This window comes from Calderihabitans maritimus (genome assembly GCF_002207765.1).
GTDB classification, from domain to species: domain Bacteria; phylum Bacillota; class KKC1; order Calderihabitantales; family Calderihabitantaceae; genus Calderihabitans; species Calderihabitans maritimus.
On the sequence record NZ_BDGJ01000042.1, the window covers coordinates 48,697 to 65,331 of the forward strand.

16 protein-coding genes and 1 pseudogene are annotated in these 16,635 nt (G+C 48.4%); 12 read left to right on the top strand and 5 right to left on the bottom strand.

The genetic code is table 11. The features are described 5' to 3' along the window. The first annotated feature begins 227 nt into the window (after positions 1-227). The 7 genes from KKC1_RS05075 (at position 228) to KKC1_RS05105 (ending at position 5,221) form a co-directional block, all read left to right on the top strand. The gene (locus KKC1_RS05075) at positions 228-788 is read left to right on the top strand and encodes a signal peptidase I (RefSeq protein ID WP_088553411.1); all 561 of its coding nucleotides are present in this window, start codon (positions 228-230) and stop codon (positions 786-788) included. Beyond that, entirely contained in the window at positions 785-1,639 is an 855-nt protein-coding gene (locus KKC1_RS05080) for a hypothetical protein (RefSeq protein WP_088553412.1), read from the top strand. The genes KKC1_RS05075 and KKC1_RS05080 overlap by 4 nt, the downstream gene beginning before the upstream one ends. A gap of 77 nt (positions 1,640-1,716) precedes the next feature. Further along, a complete protein-coding gene (locus KKC1_RS05085) occupies positions 1,717-2,229 on the top strand; it encodes a TasA family protein (RefSeq protein WP_088553413.1) in 513 nt (170 codons plus the stop codon). 54 nt (positions 2,230-2,283) lie between these two features. After that, positions 2,284-2,901 carry a TasA family protein gene (locus tag KKC1_RS05090; RefSeq protein WP_088553414.1) on the top strand — a complete coding sequence of 206 codons (618 nt, stop codon included), beginning with the start codon at positions 2,284-2,286 and terminating at the stop codon, positions 2,899-2,901. 346 nt (positions 2,902-3,247) lie between these two features. Beyond that, a complete protein-coding gene (locus KKC1_RS05095) occupies positions 3,248-4,081 on the top strand; it encodes a VanW family protein (protein WP_192868085.1) in 834 nt (277 codons plus the stop codon). An 18-nt stretch (positions 4,082-4,099) separates the two neighbouring features. Then, positions 4,100-4,681, top strand: a complete 582-nt coding sequence (locus tag KKC1_RS05100) for a nucleoside recognition domain-containing protein (protein WP_088553416.1) — start codon at positions 4,100-4,102, stop codon at positions 4,679-4,681. A 12-nt stretch (positions 4,682-4,693) separates the two neighbouring features. Continuing rightward, positions 4,694-5,221 carry a spore maturation protein gene (locus KKC1_RS05105; protein WP_088553417.1) on the top strand — a complete coding sequence of 176 codons (528 nt, stop codon included), beginning with the start codon at positions 4,694-4,696 and terminating at the stop codon, positions 5,219-5,221. Positions 5,222-5,244: 23 nt separating this feature from the next. Here the strand turns inward: KKC1_RS05105 and KKC1_RS05110 are convergent, their stop codons facing one another. From KKC1_RS05110 to KKC1_RS16220, 3 genes are read right to left on the bottom strand one after another with little or no spacing between them, the layout of a single operon-like run. After that, positions 5,245-6,126 (bottom strand): hypothetical protein, encoded by an 882-nt coding sequence (locus tag KKC1_RS05110; RefSeq protein ID WP_088553418.1) that lies wholly within the window; start codon positions 6,124-6,126, stop codon positions 5,245-5,247. After that, positions 6,083-7,693, bottom strand: coding sequence for a recombinase family protein (locus KKC1_RS05115; RefSeq protein ID WP_088553419.1), 1,611 nt, complete (start codon positions 7,691-7,693; stop codon positions 6,083-6,085). The genes KKC1_RS05110 and KKC1_RS05115 overlap by 44 nt, the downstream gene beginning before the upstream one ends. Further along, on the bottom strand, positions 7,690-7,863 hold the full coding sequence (locus KKC1_RS16220; RefSeq protein ID WP_192868086.1) for a hypothetical protein: 174 nt from the start codon (positions 7,861-7,863) through the stop codon (positions 7,690-7,692). The genes KKC1_RS05115 and KKC1_RS16220 overlap by 4 nt, the downstream gene beginning before the upstream one ends. Before the next feature lie 187 nt (positions 7,864-8,050). On the opposite strand from KKC1_RS16220, the gene KKC1_RS05120 reads away from it, so the two are divergent. The 3 genes from KKC1_RS05120 to KKC1_RS05130 all read left to right on the top strand — a co-directional run bounded on the left by KKC1_RS05120 (position 8,051) and on the right by KKC1_RS05130 (position 9,488). After that, on the top strand, positions 8,051-8,281 hold the full coding sequence (locus KKC1_RS05120) for a hypothetical protein (RefSeq protein WP_238134207.1): 231 nt from the start codon (positions 8,051-8,053) through the stop codon (positions 8,279-8,281). Then, positions 8,278-8,694: a type II toxin-antitoxin system VapC family toxin gene (locus KKC1_RS05125; RefSeq protein ID WP_088553420.1), complete on the top strand. Its 417-nt coding sequence runs from the start codon at positions 8,278-8,280 to the stop codon at positions 8,692-8,694. The genes KKC1_RS05120 and KKC1_RS05125 overlap by 4 nt, the downstream gene beginning before the upstream one ends. A 104-nt stretch (positions 8,695-8,798) precedes the next feature. Continuing rightward, a complete protein-coding gene (locus tag KKC1_RS05130; RefSeq protein ID WP_088553477.1) occupies positions 8,799-9,488 on the top strand; it encodes a hypothetical protein in 690 nt (229 codons plus the stop codon). A gap of 1,826 nt (positions 9,489-11,314) precedes the next feature. Here KKC1_RS05130 and KKC1_RS05140 read toward each other — a convergent pair. Beyond that, positions 11,315-11,644 (bottom strand): annotated as a pseudogene (locus tag KKC1_RS05140) (ATPase); the annotation flags it as partial. A 124-nt stretch (positions 11,645-11,768) separates the two neighbouring features. Beyond that, positions 11,769-13,613: an asparagine synthase (glutamine-hydrolyzing) gene (gene asnB / locus KKC1_RS05145; protein WP_088553422.1), complete on the bottom strand. Its 1,845-nt coding sequence runs from the start codon at positions 13,611-13,613 to the stop codon at positions 11,769-11,771. Positions 13,614-14,334: 721 nt separating this feature from the next. Between asnB and nuoE the strand changes: the two genes are divergently transcribed. Together nuoE and nuoF are read left to right on the top strand one after the other, a co-directional pair. Next, positions 14,335-14,868, top strand: a complete 534-nt coding sequence (nuoE, locus tag KKC1_RS05150) for an NADH-quinone oxidoreductase subunit NuoE (RefSeq protein WP_088553423.1) — start codon at positions 14,335-14,337, stop codon at positions 14,866-14,868. Between the two features lie 12 nt (positions 14,869-14,880). Continuing rightward, complete coding sequence (nuoF, locus tag KKC1_RS05155; RefSeq protein ID WP_088553424.1) at positions 14,881-16,635, top strand: NADH-quinone oxidoreductase subunit NuoF; 1,755 nt, start codon at positions 14,881-14,883, stop codon at positions 16,633-16,635.

Sequence of the window (16,635 nt, forward strand, 5' to 3'; positions counted from 1 at the left end):
GTTGACAAAATTCTGGCGACCATTGGATATCTAATCTGGTAATATATGGTTGTTAATTAAAAAACACCTCCTGCAAAAAAGCAGGAGGTGTCATGGGTTAAGCGCCTGCTTCGGTGGGTGGAGCCACGTTAATGCAGGTTGCTTAACCCCTTCTAACAAGGCCGGCTTAAATTTATTCTTAACATATATCATAGCAGGAAAAATAAGTCAAGGTGGAGGGAAGATCGATGGCTAGGATGAGAAAAATTGTTAGCAATCTGCTGTTTGCACTGCTGTTAATAGTTTTGGTTATGTCTACTTTTTACCTGGTCAAAGGGAAAATGGAGGGCGATGGGTCTCCTGAAATGGCTGGATATAAGCTAATGGTAGTGTTGAGCGGCAGTATGAGCCCTACATTCAATGCCGGAAGCATTGTAGGCGTTAAACCAGTGGACCCGGAAGAGATTGCGATTGGTGATATTATTACCTACCGAAAGGATGTAGATTCTGAGACCGTTATCACCCACAGGGTGGTGGAAGTGGGCCGGGAAGGGAAAGGTTTAGTGTTCATAACCCGTGGCGATGCCAACGATAGCGTTGACCCGGACCCTGTACCGGCCAGGAACGTTATCGGCAGGGTGGAGTTTTATATACCCTATGCAGGTTACTTCATTAAGTTTATCCGCAGCAAATACGGCCTTGTGTTGGTAGTAATCCCCGCACTGTTTATAGTACTGGGCGAATTGAGGAACGTCTACCGTTACTTAAGCCGGGCGAAAAGCACCTCAGAAGAGGAAGTGGAACCATGAACAAAGGGTTAAGCAAGAGAACAGATCAACCACGGGCACCAACCTCTCGCTTTGCGACCCCTCTTGATCCGCGATCCAGGGAAAGTTACCGGCTACGGTACCTGACTGGAGGAAGGCGGGTACCGAACCTGTCAGTAAAAATATTACTACTATTTGTGCTATTGCAATACGGTATGCTAATAAGCCGAACTTATTCGGATTTCATCGACAGCGGTCGTTCAGAGGCTCATTTCCGCAGTGTGACGGCGGATAAAATCTTAATGCTTCTTCCGGGCAAAGCCAAGGCCACCAGCATCACGGAAACGGAGAAGGGTGAACCAGAATCTTTTTCCGTGGCTACAGGGGAAAATACTGATCTTATGCTGTATTTTGGGGAGGTGCCGGAAGGTAATGGAAAAAATTTTCCCGACATCTTCAGGATTCGAAACCTGATGCAGCGTTCACTTCAGGTTAGTTTTGCTCTGCAGGGGGAGATCAAGGAGTTGTTTGAGAGCTTCACCCTGAGCCTGTCATTGGACCCGAGAGAGACCGGAAATTTTGACGCTAAGCTGGTGACTAAGGATAAAACGCCGGGACTCTATCGGGGCTATGTAGTGGTAACTTCTCTGGGCAGCTATTACTACCAGCAGGTGCCGGTATCGGTGACCATTGTAGATCTCCCTAAGGATATCAAGAAGGAAGTCGATAAAAGCGTTTATGAGGATGTTTACCTCGAGCAAATTCACCTGCCTCTGAACCTAACCGAACCGGTTAATTCCCATACATCCGGTATTGTAGATAGGGTCTACGGAGATACAGCTACCGGTGAAGTGGATAGGGAGGGGGTAAAGGGAGAGGTTTATGAGAATTAGGCTGAGTTGCTTTTCAACGCCCTTCAGTTTCCAAAATCAAAAAACTGATTTTAGAACTAAGGAGGAGAAAAATTACTATGAAGAGAGTTTATTTAAGCTTTTTGGTAATAGCCTTAGTGTCTGCTTTGGTGGGTGGAGCCACGTTTGCTTTGTTTACGGACGAGGCAACTAACTCGAACAACACTTTTGCCGCCGGTACTATAGATATCGAACTGAATGATAATTCGGATGATGACATTGTTTCCTTCACGGTAAGTAACATTGCTCCTGGAGACAGTGGTGGTACAACAATTAAAGTTGATAATGAGGGTAGCCTTGACCTCAGGTACGATGTTTCTATTGATGTGGACGGGGCTCTATTCGACGGTAACCACCCCATCATAGTTACCCTCAAAGATCCTGACGGGGGAGTGCTTTTCCAAACTTCTGAGGACGGCGAATACGATCTCAACCGGGTACTCGCCGCCAATGGCGGAACCGAAACCCTAACTTTAGAGTGGTCATTCCCCCAAGATGCTGATAATACTTATCAGGGCCAGGAAGGCAGCTTTGACTTGACCTTTAGTGCCGAGCAGATCAAGAATAATTAATCTTTTCAGGTGAGAGGGTACAACCTTCTCGCCCCGAAGACGGGGGGGAGTGTGTTGACCAAAAAACTGTTTTTAATGGGAATTGCCGTAGCAATGATATCCTTGCTGGCAGGCAGGGCCACCTTCGCTATCTTTAGTGATAGTGCTAGTAACGACAGTACCTTTAGCGCCGGGACGGTCTCCATCAACGCCAACAGGAATGACGGCGATCCGGTGCCGGGTCCCATGTTTTATGTGACTAGCGAGCAGGGCAGAACCTATGACGGCCGGTTTCCCGGCATTAATACCACGGACGTATGGGCTCCTGGGGACTACCATTCCCGGACACTCAATGTCACAAATGACGGTAGCCTGGCGGTAAAGATTACTCAGTTGGGGGCCACCGTGAGGGGAATCAATGATCCAACAGTGCTTGCCGAGTTCCTGAACAAAATGCTGGTAACGGTAGTTCAGACTACAAACCAAAACAACCCTACCGTGCTTTTCACGGGTACACTGGGCGAATTGGTGAATGGTCCAGTTGAGGTGCTTAATCAGGTTAATATTTCCCCTACTGCTACGCAGGATCTTACTTATACGGTTACCATGGATATTACAGCCGGCAACTTGCTTCAGGGAGTAGAGGCCCTGGTAGATTTCAGTGTGTATGTGGAACAGTTACGAAATAACTGAAAGGTCTCCAACAACAGGTCTTAAAACGCGTCACTTGGACCTATTTTGATGGTCCAGAATTTAAAGAACAATAACGGAAGACTGAAGGGCGTTTGAAAACAGGGCTGCGGGGTAAAACCCACAGCCCTTATTAATTTTTGAGCTTTACTTAACTGGTTAACCTAAGTATCAGATTCCAGGCATTAATTCATACGGCCTTTTTTTGTCTAATATTCCTTGGAACCTCGCAATTAAAGTTTAATGTTCTACTCTTGACCACAGTTTTGTATATTTATTGGTAGAAACAATATCGAGATACTAAATGTTAAAAATTGTACGGCTTGGACGTTCTTATAGGAGGAACAAAGTGCGTAAATTATTCTTGGTGCTGTCGTTGCTAACGGCCGGGCTAGTTTTATTAATTTTTGTATCTAACATAATGACCACGCTGTTAGAAAGGTACCTTCCGGCGGTACAAATTAGACCTGATGATATGGGCAAATTTGTGCTGCGCGGGCAGTTTCAAACCGCATACCAACATGCAAGCTTAACCCAGGCGAAAAATATTGAACTTGCCGCATCCATGATAAACGGCTTGGTTGTTGAGCCCGGTGAAGTCTTTTCGTTTAACCGTACCGTTGGGCCGTATACGCCGGAGCGGGGTTTCGCACTGGGAGATACGGTTATTGGTGACCAAGTGGTACAAACTTACGGTGGAGGTGTCTGCCAGGTGGCAGGTACCCTTCATAACGCTGTGCTGCTGGCCGGGCTGGAGGTTGTAGAAAGGCACCACCATACCCTCAGTATTCCCTACATGCCCCCGGGACAGGATGCTGCCGTTAGTATCAGCGGAGGTAAGGATTATAAGTTTCGCAACAACACTAACCAACCGGTATTGATCTGGAGTGGAGCTAAGCAGGGATTGCTAACGGTTAGGATTTACGGCGAAACCCGGGGGCCACATATTACTTTGCATCATCAGATCTTGGCTACGGTTCCTCCTCCCGAAATCCGAAAAGTAGATCCGGCCCTGCCGCGGGGAGCAGAACAGCTCGTCCGACAGGGGGTTGAAGGACGCACCATACGGTACTGGTTGGAGGTAGAAACGCAGCAAAGCAAGACGGTAAAGGAACTGGGAACGGAAACTTACCGTCCCAGCCCCCGGATTGTTATAGTAGGTTCAGGCACGGCAGAACAGTAAGGGGGAGAAAGAAAAACAATGATTAATGTTATCTGGGCAGTTATGATCCTGACGGGGATTTTATTTGCAGGGATGAAGGGGAATGCGGAACTGGTTACCATCACTATCTTCAAGGAAGCGTTTGAAGGTCTGATAACCAGCCTGGAACTGATTGCTATTATTGCTGTCTGGTTCGGGTTGAGTAGGGTTGCTGAAAAAGCCGGTTTGTTGACAGGTCTTGCCCGGTTATTGACCCCGCTTCTCCGGCCTCTTTTCCCCAGTGTACCCCCGGGGCATTCCTCCCTCGGTTCCATAGCCATGAATCTCACCGCGAACTTATTGGGATTGGCTAACGCGGCCACCCCTTTTGGCCTGAAGGCGATGAAAGAACTTCAGGAGCTTAACCATCATCCGGATACAGTTACGCCGGCAATGATTACTTTTCTGGCCATAAACAGCACTTGTGTTACTTTAATACCCGCAACGGCCATCGCCCTCCGGGCCAATGCCGGTGCTGCCGAGCCCAGTTCAATCATTGTCCCGGCGGCATTGGCATCAGGCATAGCGACTATCACCGTCTTGGCGCTCGATCGACTGCTGAAAAGGCGCGGAGTGTTTTAACGGGAGTAGGTTATGCTGGCTTTAGCAAGCGCCTGGATCTTACCGGGTTTAATTGGGCTTACCCTGTTGGTGGCCGTTATTCGCGGGATCAACGTATATGACGAGTTTGTGGAAGGAGCAACGGACGGGGTGCAGCTCGGTGTAAAGCTCATCCCGTATATCATAGGGATATATATTGCTATCGGCTTGTTTCGTGAAACCGGGGCTGTGGCCTGGCTGACTCGCCTCCTATCTCCTCTATTAACTTTCGTTGGATTCCCGGCGGAAGTTCTTCCGCTAGTGATAATTCGACCGTTTTCCAATGCCGCTGCTATGGGGATCATTACCGATATTCTGGAGACTTACAATCCCGATTCGTTTACCGGCTTACTCGCTTCCGTAATGCAAGGGAGCTCGGAAACGACCTTTTATGTCCTTACGGTTTACCTGGGATCGGTAGGTATTCGGCGAAGCCTGTACACTGGTCCTCTCTGTCTTCTAGGCGACGCCATCGGTTACTTAGCTGCCCTGTGGATGACCAGGTTGTTCTTTGGAAACTGAGTTCATAACCCCTCTCTACGGGCCTATACTTCCTTTAAGTCCTTTTTAGACCCCCTATCTTCAGCCAGTTTAAGGATTCGCTCCAGGATTTCCTGACGGCGAGCGTTGATTTCATTGAACTTCATATTGGGTACGTAGAAGCGTTCCATTTCGTCATGAGCATGTTTGGCCCGGGCCAAAAACTGAACGGCATGATTGAAGGACTGCCGGTACATTTCACGAGCGGTTCGGCGTTCACCGGCAAAGTCATCGTTTAGGTTTACGCGCAGGTAGCTCATGGTGTTGATGACTTGATCGTTTTTTTTGGGTTCATAATAATGGGGCTCGACTTCGGTGACTACAGCCACGCTCAAAGCTGGTATTACTACATGGTCGAGTTTATCGGGTTCCAGGGCGCAATGGTAAGCTTCTATATCATAACCATGCATCAAAGCAGCATCGGCGATGCGTTGGATGAGAGTACTTTTGCCGGTACCATCATCACCCTTTATGATGTAGCGTTTTTGAAGATTACCTACAATGGTTTCGATGTAATTGATGGCGCCGTCAGGGGTAATGGCTGTAGCGAAGAGGTGGCGGTCCTTCGGTTTTCGGTGCAGGACTGGACGACCAGTAAAGATATCGTGAATTACATCCAGAGCAAGCTTATTTAAAGCAGCAAAATCCAGCGCTCCCGAGTCGTAGTAATAGCTTTCTACTTCATCTAGGAAAATCTTAGCAGCCCGCAGGTAGCTGTAAGCCCTTTGAAAGAGACGGTTCACTTCTTTATTAAGCTCTAGAATTTCGGATTTATTGGCGCGTAAACCTTGTTCCTCCCAGTGGTCCCCCAAATGTATAATTTCATCGACCGCGCCTGGGTTTTTAGGATCGACAATATGGGGTGCCGTGTCTACCGTAGAAACCATTGCCCGCAGCGGCAGTTTCGAGAATGGCTACGTTTTCGGGTATAGTGTCGGGAATTTTGGCTTTGATGTCAATGCGCTTCCCGGTAACAGTAATCTCTTCAATCAAGAGATTAACCAGGCGCTTTTTCTCTTCAAGAGAAAGAGTGTCGAGAGCATCTCCGACCTGAGCGGCAAGCTCTTCTAACCGTTCCAATTCCTGCGCCGCCAGGTCGTGCCGGGAAAGTTCCCTTATAATCTGCTCCCGGCGGCGCGAGAGGTGCTCCCGGCGTTCCTTTATTTCCCTGAGCCGTTGTTCCATTTCAACTTCCGGTATCAAATCTTTTTGGAACATGGTCGCTACCCGTGACCGTTCTTTGGAGGCTTGAGCCAATTCTTTTTCGATGGTAATAAGCTCGATTTCCAAGCTTTTGGCAGTCTCGTCAGGGAAAGCGGCATGCAGCTCTGCGTGAAGCCTTTCCGGATTTGTCAGCCAACCGGAGACTCTTTCCCAAACGATTTTTTCTAATTCTAGAGCATTAAGATATTGGGATTTACAGCGTTCCCGACCCGGTATGCCTGGCGATTTCGCAGTGCAGACGTAATAAGCCCTCTTCTTTCCTTTTGACGTAACAAGATTCCCGTGTATAGTCGCGCCGCATTTTCCGCAGCGCATAAGGCCCGAAAGAAGATAAGGGTAAGCGCTGTAGCTGCGCCAGCGCCTTCGAGAGTTCTCAAAACGCTTTTGGGCTGCCTCCCAGGTCGCTTTATCAACAATGGCGGGGACAGAAATAGGGACCCACTCTTCGCGGGGCCTTTCTTTTCGGCTTACCCTTTCTTCAGGCGGCTTATATTTATTGAACTTGACGTCCTTAGTATCATAGCGGCGGATATACAGGGTGCCGGCATAAGCGCTGTTAGCTAAAATACGTTTGACCGTTTGTTTGGCCCATTGTTTGCCTTTGGGACTAGGGATGCCCATGGCATTCAATCGCCGCGCTATTTCATAAGGACTGGCGCCTTCTTCAGAAGTGAACCATTGATACATAAGTCTTATAATTTTAGCCTCTTCTTCGATAATATGGAGGGTATCTGTTTCTTTATCAAATTCATAGCCGTAAAGTCCAGGACTGTGAGTAAGTTTCCCCGCCTTTGCCTTGGCTCTTTTACCAATTAAGGAGCGGAGCCTGGTCCTGGCCCGTTCGTATTCGTCAACGGCGCTTAGTACGGTTAAGTGAAAACGGTCTTCAGGGGTGTCGGTAAACTTGGAGTTGACAAAAATCAACTCCGCTCCCGCTTTTTTTATCTCGTCAATCAATAAAAGCTGGTGTGCCACGCTGCGTGACAAACGACTGGTATCTAAACAAATAAACCAGCGAATGCCGCCGGCTTTAAGCTTTTCCAGCGCCGCCACCAGGGCGGGGCGCTCTAAGATTGAGCCCGAGACCCCTTCGTCTACAAATTCTGTTATTTCAGTTGCGCCTAATTCCTGGGCCTTGGCCCTGCATTCCTCCCGCTGCGCCGCAATTGAATAGCCGCGTTCGGCCTGTTCTTCCGTGGACACTCGTAAATATACCAGTGCAACGCTCACCTTCCCTGCCCCTCCTTCAGCTTGACTTTACTTTGACTTGCTTGTGAGAATTTTCTGCTCTGTTCAGGAAGGCGGAACAGAATAAAGCGAATCGCTTCCCGGTAGGCTTGTTCACGTTCATCCTGGGAGCCGCTGCGGGTTACTATTACTTCAAATTCCCGCTTTGCCATGGCCCCCACCTCCAGCACCTTATCATTAATTCAGTTTATGCTGGAGGCGTCTATGGACGACCCGGGGAGAAATAATTACCATTTCTAAGAAAACGAAGGAAGCGCGAGCAACGGTTGAGATCAGGGCGTTCCTTGTGGTATAATTTTACAAATAGCACTGTTGTCTCTATACAGGACGTTTATGGAGGTGAAGGCGTTGCTAACCCCTGAAGTGAATGCTGACGAACTGAATTTGCCGGCAGAGGTAGCGCGAAAACTGAAAGGTAAGCGAGTAACCATCGTGGAGGTGCGCGAGGGATTTCTTCTCAAACCCGTGGAAGATCCAATTCGTGAGGCACGGGGGATTTTGAAGGGAAAGGGCTTTAACGTAGAAAAGTACCTGCAGTCCAAGCAATTGGAAAAGGATCTGGAAACATGAGCGAGTATTATGTGCTTGATGCCTGTGCCCTCATCGCCTTTTTGAACGACGAAGCTGGTGCGGATGTTGTAGAAGAACTGCTGCGAAAGTCTAATCGTCAGGAGCCCAATTTGTTCCTGCACCGGTTAAACCTGCTGGAGGTTTACTACGGTATCTATCGCGAAGTAGGCCCGGAGATAAGTGAACAGGTATTGGAAAAAATACGGGCACTACCTGTTACCGAAGTCACTGAGATTACCCAGGAGGTTTTTCTGGAGGCCGGTAGGTTGAAGGCGACTTACAGGTTGTCTTTAGCGGACTCAATAGCAGCCGCGGAAGCAAAAGTCCGCGGTGCCAGCCTTGTAACTGCGGATCACCATGAGTTCGACCTCATTGCTACCAGGGAAGATATCGCGTTCCGCTGGATAAGGTGATTCCTTACTCCGAATAGCCTTTGTTTCAACACTCCTCACTGTTCAGGTGGGGGCTTTTTTTATTACCCAAAATAAGATCATATCAGGAGGAGATGAAGTGAGTGATGACTAAAAAACCGGCCGTTCCTCTCCAGCGCCGGCAGATGGAAGCTGCCCTGCAGTTGTACCAAAATTGCAAGGGGTGGCAGGCGACGGATGAGGCGCTGGATTCCCTTGCCCGGTCTTTTCCGGACTTCGATTTCAAATCGATCCTGCTCAAAGCGGCAGCCGTCAACGCCCTCTACGGAACCCAGGTTTACGCCGTAGCAGAGGTGGCCGAACACTTATGCAGCATCTTGGGAAATACCACGTTACCGGCTACTCCCGCCCTCGTAGAGGAGCTGGCAAAGGTGAAATTTGTCAGGGGGTCAAAGCACATAACATGGACGTTCCGGAGTTTTGCGTCCAAATTCGCCCACTTTTTTATTGATCCGGATCAATTCCCGATTTACGACTCGTATGCGGTTAAGATGCTCACATACCATTTGAATGGGAAGGGCAGGGAAGGGCTCTCGTATGAGCAGTTTGCGACGGGCTTTTCAGCGTTGAAGGATGCCCTGGATTTTCCCGTGACCACTCGGGAACTCGACCGATACCTGTGGTTGGCAGGCCAATTGAGGGCATGGAAGGGCTTATTGCCCTGGAGAAGACCTTATACTGGAATTAATTCCGAATTGCGGCGCCTCTTCGAAACCCCCGCGGGGGAAGTCCAGGAGCTTACGAAAGCTGTCCTTGGAAGGGGTGAAAATCCGTGAGAAATACTGGACATGAAGACCGCACTTTTCGTAGCACCGCCTCATTCGGCAAACGGCAGGAATACGTTGTCATAGCCAGAAAGCTGGTTTAGGTATCATTTACCCGTATTAAAAAGGCCAAAAATTAAAGAACAACAACAGACCTTAGAAATTATTTTCTATAGGATCCCCTTAGGATGATTTTCTATTTTCCTTACTATTTCTAAGCTAGATTGAGCAAGTCTAAGCTATAGCAACTTATTCTATCAATCCATAGAACTGGCGCTGATTTTGACTGATGTCGGGCGCATTTTTAGAAATTAAGTCCAGCGGCGTGAGTGATAAAGCGGCGGGAAGAAAGCCTCGCGCCACCAAACACGAGCGGCGTGACGAGGATCAGAGGTTTTTTGGCATAATGAGGTGTTCAAAACTAAAAACCGCCTGCGAGCATAGGAGTTGATTTAAATGATTAGCGATAAAGTCTTGTAACGGGTTAAATATAGCTACTTCGGCCTGCGGCCGCCCCTGATGTTGGCGATTGGGGTGGAGGTCCGTGATAATTGGGTCGGCTTTCACGACACCAACCGTGGGCACCAATTCTTTGGGAAGCTTGTGAAGGAGACTAAGGATGGTTTTATCTGGCATCGCGTGGAAGACACCTTTGAGGAAGGGGTCAAGGACTTCGGACTTATAGAGTTTAAGGCTCTTACACTTGAAGAATATAACAAAAAAGTTCTCATTTGGTAGGGCCTATTCCTGAATTTAGCTCCACTGAAGAACTCTATGAGTTCTACCAGCGGGAATTCGGGCGTAGGGGTTATCATTATGGTTAACATAGCAACTCCGTTTCTAGAAACGTTTTAGAAAAAGATAGATAAATCTAGAAACCATCTTGATAACTAATCTTGCGCCGCCAGTTTTTTTGAGCGGTGTGAGCATGATTAGTCAGGCCAAAACAGGTCCACTCGCGCTGCCGGTGTTAAAAAGGTTGCAGAAAGATTCCTTGTTGGAATAAAATAAAAGCAACAGCGTTTACGGGTTTATCCAACGGAGCGAGTAGCCTATGGCGGAGGCTACTCGCTCGACTTTTTGGAGCAAATAGTACCGGACATGCCGGTAAATTCTCGCGCCGCTCATGTTGGGCGGCATGAGAGAATTAGGTCTGGTTGTTGGTATGCGGGGATAATTCCATGTTGATATAGTTCCTTGCTGGCGTACTTCCAGCTGGCATATAAGAATGGTTTCTTACATGCAAGTTGGTAATATGGCTTATCACCATGTTTACATATCAACATGCTGATACAAATACATACCACTACGGTGATATAAAAGGATATAAGTATACTGATATTCTTATAGGTCACCATGCTGACGTAGTTGCACGTCACGCCGCTCAACACGGGCGGCGTGGGGAAAGGGTTTGAAAGAAGGGGAATTTACATTGCAGGAGGATAGCGGCTTTCGAGATGTGGAGCGGTGACTTAATTGGGGGAAAATGGGTTTTGGTCACCGTTCGGTCACCAGCCATAAAGGTGCGGAAAGGAAAAAAACCTGTTTTTTTGCCCGCTTAATGAACGTCTCGGCCAGCCAGACCGGGTGACCGTAAGCCTTAAGCCAATCACTGGCCGGACACTCTAAGAGGGTTTTTGAATCCAGGTTTTTCCTCGGCAGACGGGAAGGATCCGAAATTGGGAGTTATTGACCACAAACTTCAGGCGCTGCAGACGCTCTTCCTCAGATTATCCAACCTACCGGTCCCGCAGTGGACTTTTAAATGCACGGTCACTGTCCTTCCGGAGCTGAAAGCTGCCGGTAATTAGGAAGCGCCGCAAACCTTATTTAAAAACAACTACCTCGAAGGCTTGTCCGCTGTTTTTTTGGGTAGACACGACCCTGTGGGGTGCCGTGCCGTCGATCATGGCCACACCAATGGCCGGGATTACCACACCATCCAAAGATCCGTTATCAGAGGAACAACAATGAAACTCGACGTCAAACCCTCTTTCAATCATGGCTTCGCCGATTTTACGCATAAAAGTAGACTTGCCTACCCCTGGTCCGCCTTTGATTACGAAAATACGGGTGGCATCCGGTTCAATAATGTAGTCGTAAAAAGAGTAGAATCCCCTACACGTATTACCACCGGGAAAAACTTTTTTCAATTTTCCTTTGGACAAGTCTTTCGCCCTCCCTGATTAGCTTCATCAGAATCTCTGGCCACATCATATGTAGGAAGTTTTTATAAGGTTACAAGAGGATGCTATTGGCAACTAATAGTAATGCTGCAATAGGTCTGTAATACTAGCGAATGGATACGCGGTATTCCCGCAGCCAGATGTCTATCTGGATCAGGTACGCAAAAAGTTGGGGACCGGTCATCAACTGACCGAACCAGGGCCGGGTTAACAGGTTTCCTTCTTGTTTGGTCATTGCTTTGACGGTATCCACGTTGATTAATGGAAGCAGGGGCGAGGCAGAATCTTCAAGGATTTCTTTGAGCCATTTACGGACGGCCTCCAGGTAAGCGGGATTGTGGGTCTTCGGATAGGGACTTTTCCGCCGCATCAGCACGTCTTCGGGCAGTACTCCTACCAATGCCCGCCGTAGGAGACCCTTTTCTCTCCCGTCACACTTTTTCATGGACCACGGGACGTTCCAAAGGTATTCGACCAGGCGGTGATCGCAGAACGGTACCCGTACCTCAAGACCGACGGCCATACTCATGCGGTCTTTGCGATCCAAGAGCGTAGGCATCCAGCGGGTGAGGTTAAGGTAGAACATCTGCCGCATCCGGGCTTCGTCAGGATTTTCTCCGGAAAGGTATGGGACTTCGGCCAAAGCCTCTCGATACCGTTCAGCAACATATTCTTCCGGGCGAATCAATTTTAGCAACTCCGGCGATAGGATGCTCAGTCTTTCCCGTAAACTCAATGACCAGGGAAAAGTTTGGGCGGTCAAGGTCTCCTCCCGGTGAAACCAGGGATAACCGCCAAACACCTCGTCCGCGCATTCGCCCGACAGGGCTACAGTAGCTTCCTTTTTAATTTCGCGGCAGAACAGATATAGCGAGGCATCTACATCAGCCATTCCGGGCAGGTCCCGGGCTTTAACGGCTGTTGTCAGGGAGTCTACTAACTGAGGAGTATCGATTACAACAGGGTGATGTTTGGTTCCAAGAAATTTGGATACTCGCCATACCCACTGGGTATCGGAGTTGGGTTGAAAATCGTCAGGTTGGAAATACCGTTCGTTATCGACGTAATCTACCGAATAAGTGTTGAGGGGTGAAGAACTGGTTTGGGCTAGTGCGCCGGCGGCGAAGGCTGCTATAGCGCTGGAATCCAAGCCGCCTGAAAGCAATACACATACGGGTACGTCGGCCACTAGCTGTCGTTCAACGGCGTCCTGAACCAATTGACGTACAGTGGCAACAGTGGTGGTCAGGTCATCAGGATGGGGCCGGCTTTCCAGAGCCCAGTATTGATGTTTGTGCATTCCCTTCCGGTCGTAAATGAGCCAGTATCCGGGTTTAAGCTCTGAGATCCCCCGAAAAACTCCATGTCCTGGTGTACGGGCCGGACCTAAGCCAAAAATTTCGGCCAGGCCCTCCGCATCCACCTCCGGCTGAACTGCCGGGTGAGCCAGGAGGGATTTTATTTCTGAGGCAAATAGCAAAGTGTTACCCTGGTGTGTGAAGAAGAGGGGTTTGACGCCCAAACGATCACGAGCCAGGAACAGGCTTTGGTCGGCTTCGCTCCAGATAGCGAAGGCAAAAATCCCGTTGAGGCGGTGGACGCACTCCGGACCCCATTCCATAAAAGCCACTAAGAGAACCTCAGTATCGGAGTGCCCTCGGAAAAAGTATCCTCGTTGCTCCAGTTCTCGACGTAGCTCAGGAGTATTATAAAGTTCTCCGTTGTAAGTTATCACATATGTTTGATTGCCTCGCTCGCGGATCATGGGCTGGTTTCCTCCTTCGGGATCCACAACGATCAGGCGGCGGTGCGTCAGCGCTACATGCCGTGAAAGCCAGGTTCCGGCCGCGTCCGGGCCCCGGCATGCCAATGTGTCGCCCATAGCTTCTACTGTCGCACGCTGGTGAGTAAGATTTGCTTCCCAGTCTATCCAACCGGCAATTCCGCACATATAGTTTCATCCCTCCCAACTAATGATGAAAATGATAGCCCGGCTACAGAAAATATTGAAAGTTAACTTTCACCTCCCGAGGCTTGTTTAAGCTAACAAGAAAAGGTCCCTAAGCCGTAATCATATGGTTTAAGGACCCCGTTGCCCCCGTGCCACTGTATCGTTATTTCCATAAGTATTGTATGCAGAAGCGGGGAAAAAGTGAGTTGTCCTAAACAGGTCAATTAAATCAAAATTATCAATTTGCCCCAGCAGCTAGAGGGAATTTTAGATCAACTGGACAACAAGCTATCTCACATCATAGTGTTTCAGAAAAGATTTGAGAATTTTTATATCCCGGTACCTGCTATGTAAATTATTTCAAAATTAAACTATAAAGGTCCTTAAAAAGTCAAGGAGATAGTATTGTACGCACCTGATGAGGGAGCTGAAAAATAATCTATTTATCCAAAGAGGAAATAGAAGTCCAACTGCAGAATAGTGACAATGGGGGAAGCGGCACCATAAGTTGGGGCCGGCGATAGACGAGCCCCGGGGTCTCTGGTCCGGGCGTTCCCGGGCTTTGATTTTAAATCGCCCTTGCTTAAAGTAGTCCGATGGGATGTTAGAAGGCGTTATTAAGGGCGGCTGCGGAAAGCCAGTTGGGGCAGAGAGGACGGCCAAGAAAGTATGAATGGATTGTCAGAGAAGAAATTTTAATATATGCAAAGGGGTGTGAACTATGGGATGCACTAACAGGTGTGAAGAAAAACTGGAAAAGAAATTTCCCAAGGCCGATGAGGCAGTTGACTTGTCTTTACTTGAACCCGTTTTAGAAAAATATGCCCAAAGTCCAGGAAGCCTTATTACCATACTGCAAAAGGCTCAGGATATTTACAATTATTTGCCGGTTGAAGTTCTCAAATTTATAGCCGCCAGAACTGGGGTGAAGCCGGCAACCGTTTATGGGGTGGCAACTTTTTATACTCAGTTCAGGCTTACTCCTGTGGGAAAGCACGTGATACTTCTCTGCCAGGGTACTGCCTGCCATGTTAACGGCTCGGAAAATATTATGACAGCCCTGTGCGATGAGCTGAAGATAAAGGAAGGCGAAACTACCCCTGATGGTATGTTTACCCTTCAAAATGTGGCCTGCCTGGGCTGCTGCAGCCTAGCGCCGGTAATGATGATTGATGGCGAAACCTATGGCGAATTAACTCCTGATAAGGCAAGGCAAATAATCAGGGGAATATCCAAGCAAGAGCAGGGGGCGTAGGAGGTGTTTCAATTGAAAATAATGGTAGGATTGGGCAGCTGCGGAGTGGCTGCCGGGGGAAATAAGATACTCTCCGTAATTAAAGAAGAGCTTAAAAACAGGGAAGCGGAGGTAAAGGTAGAAAGCACAGGGTGTATAGGCCTTTGTTATCTAGAGCCTTTAGTTAATGTTGTGGAAGGGGACAAGATTTATATTTACGGTAAAGTAACCCCCGAAATGGTGTCCGAGATAATAGATAAACATGTAATAGGGAAAACACCGGTGGAAGAATATGTGGTTTCCAGCAGTGACCATCCCGCCTCCGTCCTTCAGAAGCAGGTAAGGATAGCCCTAAGAAACTGCGGTATAATCAACCCCGAAAACATAGACGACTATATCGGCAGGGGCGGCTATGAAGGAATAAAGAAAGCTGTTACTTCCATGTCCCAGAAGGAAGTAATTGAAGAGATCAAGGCTTCGGGCCTGAGGGGTAGAGGAGGAGCAGGATTCCCTACTTGGTTTAAATGGAATGCAACCAGGGAAGCCCCAGGGAGCCCCAAGTACGTAGTGTGCAACGCAGATGAGGGAGACCCCGGCGCCTTTATGGATAGGAGTATACTGGAAGGAGACCCTCATTCTTTACTTGAAGGGATGATGATTGCAGGCTATGCCATTGGAGCCCAGGAAGGTATAATCTACGTTAGGGCTGAATATCCCCTGGCCATAAAGAGGCTAGAAATAGCCATTGAACAAGCTGAAGCCAGGGGGCTATTGGGTGAGAATCTATTCGGCTCCGATTTCAACTTTACGATAAGAATAAAGCAGGGGGCAGGTGCCTTTGTCTGCGGTGAAGAAACAGCCCTTATAGCCTCTCTGGAAGGGGAAAGGGGCATGCCCAGGCTCAAACCTCCCTTCCCGGCTCAGTCGGGTTATTGGGGTAAGCCTACAAATATAAACAATGTTGAGACCTATGCCAATGTACCATGGATATTGCAACATGGGGGAGCTGCCTTTGCCAGATACGGCACGGAAAAAAGCAAGGGAACAAAGGTATTTGCCCTGGCAGGTAAGATAAAGCACGGTGGACTGGTAGAGGTGCCCATGGGCCTTTCCCTCCGGGAGGTTATATTCGATATAGGTGGTGGAATAAAGGGAGACAGGGAGATAAAAGCGGTTCAGATGGGGGGCCCTTCAGGAGGGTGTATCCCCGCTCACCTATTAGATACACCGGTTGACTATGAGTCCATTACCAAGACGGGAGCCATAATGGGCTCTGGCGGCATGATAGTCATGGATGACTCCACATGCATGGTGGATATGGCTAGATTTTTCCTTGATTTTACCCAAAAGGAGTCCTGCGGTAAGTGCACCTACTGCCGCTTAGGAACAAAAAGAATGCTGGAAATACTGAACCGCATAACCGAGGGCAAGGGGAAAGAGGAAGACCTAGAAATCTTGGAAAGCCTAGCGCTAAGGGTCAAGGAAGGGTCCCTGTGCGGTCTCGGACAAACTGCGCCCAACCCTGTTCTTACCACTTTGAGATATTTTAGAGGCGAGTATGAAGCTCATATTAGGGAGAAAAGATGTCCTTCTAAGCACTGTAAGGCCTTAATTACTTACGTTATAAATAAGGAAAAATGCAGAAGCTGTGGCCTGTGTGCTAAGAAATGTCCCGTTTCGGTAATAGAAGGAAGTAAAAAAGAACCTTACCACATTAGACAGGATGGTTGCATGAAATGCGGAAACTGCAAAGAAGTTTGTCCTTTTGGCGCTGTAGAGATTAATTAA

What these genes read in the sequence shown, in the direction of transcription:
- KKC1_RS05075 (WP_088553411.1), top strand. Translation starts at nt 228, where the DNA reads ATGGCTAGGATGAGAAAAATTGTTAGCAATCTGCTGTTTGCACTGCTG.
- KKC1_RS05080 (WP_088553412.1), top strand. Translation starts at nt 785, where the DNA reads ATGAACAAAGGGTTAAGCAAGAGAACAGATCAACCACGGGCACCAACC.
- KKC1_RS05085 (WP_088553413.1), top strand. Translation starts at nt 1,717, where the DNA reads ATGAAGAGAGTTTATTTAAGCTTTTTGGTAATAGCCTTAGTGTCTGCT.
- KKC1_RS05100 (WP_088553416.1), top strand. Translation starts at nt 4,100, where the DNA reads ATGATTAATGTTATCTGGGCAGTTATGATCCTGACGGGGATTTTATTT.
- KKC1_RS05105 (WP_088553417.1), top strand. Translation starts at nt 4,694, where the DNA reads ATGCTGGCTTTAGCAAGCGCCTGGATCTTACCGGGTTTAATTGGGCTT.
- KKC1_RS05110 (WP_088553418.1), bottom strand. Translation starts at nt 6,126, where the DNA reads ATGGTTTCTACGGTAGACACGGCACCCCATATTGTCGATCCTAAAAAC.
- KKC1_RS16220 (WP_192868086.1), bottom strand. Translation starts at nt 7,863, where the DNA reads ATGGCAAAGCGGGAATTTGAAGTAATAGTAACCCGCAGCGGCTCCCAG.
- KKC1_RS05125 (WP_088553420.1), top strand. Translation starts at nt 8,278, where the DNA reads ATGAGCGAGTATTATGTGCTTGATGCCTGTGCCCTCATCGCCTTTTTG.
- KKC1_RS05130 (WP_088553477.1), top strand. Translation starts at nt 8,799, where the DNA reads ATGACTAAAAAACCGGCCGTTCCTCTCCAGCGCCGGCAGATGGAAGCT.
- asnB (WP_088553422.1), bottom strand. Translation starts at nt 13,613, where the DNA reads ATGTGCGGAATTGCCGGTTGGATAGACTGGGAAGCAAATCTTACTCAC.
- nuoE (WP_088553423.1), top strand. Translation starts at nt 14,335, where the DNA reads ATGGGATGCACTAACAGGTGTGAAGAAAAACTGGAAAAGAAATTTCCC.